Annotated in this window: 1 protein-coding gene and 1 pseudogene; both read right to left on the reverse strand. The window is 67.4% G+C overall.

The genetic code is table 11. From position 1 onward, the window contains the following. A pseudogene (locus IG80_RS0112090) lies at nucleotides 1-690 on the reverse strand (hypothetical protein); the annotation flags it as partial. Beyond that, the coding region (locus tag IG80_RS0112095; protein WP_032114279.1) for a hypothetical protein at nucleotides 687-1,144 on the reverse strand (458 nt) is incomplete at its 5' end. The pseudogene IG80_RS0112090 and the gene IG80_RS0112095, both read right to left, overlap by 4 nt.

A 1,144-nucleotide genomic window follows, 5' to 3' on the forward strand; every position in this document is an offset into this window, starting at 1 on the left:
CTCCGTCCACTGCACCTTGGCCTGCTTTTTCGCAGCCTCGTCCACGATGGCCAGCGCGGTGACGTGGACGCCGCGGTAGGCCTGGCCGTCGTGCCCCGCGGGACGAAAGTCGATGGTGGACAACGCGGGCGCGCCTCCCGCCGTCCAGCTGCGCAGGCGCAGCTGCGTGTGCGGCGTGCGGCGCGGCTCGATCCACGATTCCTTGAAGACGCTGTCCCCCGGCATGGCCTTGAAGACGCCGATCTGCCGCTCCATGGCGTCGATGATCTCGTTGAGGAATATCTGCTGGGGCGCGCCCACCAGCGAGGTCGGCGCCTTGATGTTGAAGCCGAAGCCGGTGATGTGTCCCCACAGCAGGAGGGCGGAAATCTCCTGGGTCTTGCCCACTTCCGCACCGTCCTCGTGGACCACGTCCTGGCGCCAGGCACGGATGCTCTCGCGCTGGTAGTCGAAGAACCGGAACGGCGACCCGTCGTAGCGGCGCATGTAGGTTTCGCAGAAGCGCACCGGGTCTTCGACGGTGAACATCACCATCGCGTCGGCCACGCTCAGCCCGTAGGTGCCCGCCTCCAGGCCGCGCCAGGACCATCCGTGGGCCTCCATCCATCCCTCGAACTCGGACGGATCGTAGACCCCGGCATCGAGCATGCGGCGTTGGATCGAGGCAATGCGCGCAGGAGCCGGCATCATTCGCCCCGCTGGTGTTCGATCGCCGGCCGCGGATCGGCCGCCATGCGCGCCCCGGCGGCGCGGGCGGCAATCTCACCCATGAGGCTGGACATGGCGTCCACCTGCTGCTTGCCGGTCCTGGCGCGCTCCTGCGCCAGCGGCGTTGCCAGCAGCTCCGGCAGGCTGATGCCAAGCACCTCCAGCGTCTTGAGCACGATCGGCCAACCGGGGTTGGGCACCCACTTGGCCATCACGGGCTCGCCATCCTTCCCGTAGACCGGCACGCCCTCGGCGGTGATGGCCTGGATGCCGATCATCGGACCCAGGTCGGCGCATTTGGAACGCATGTCGTTAAGCATCTGCAGCGTGCTGGCGACCTCGCTGGCCATCAGCGCATGCATGCCTTCCATCGCGTGGTTCTCCACCGCGTCGATGATCGCGGTGAACGCATGGACGTAGCGCTCCTTGTCCATGC

The sequence above is a fragment of the Candidatus Paracaedibacter symbiosus genome (assembly GCF_000757605.1).
GTDB lineage: Bacteria > Pseudomonadota > Alphaproteobacteria > Paracaedibacterales > Paracaedibacteraceae > Paracaedibacter_A > Paracaedibacter_A symbiosus.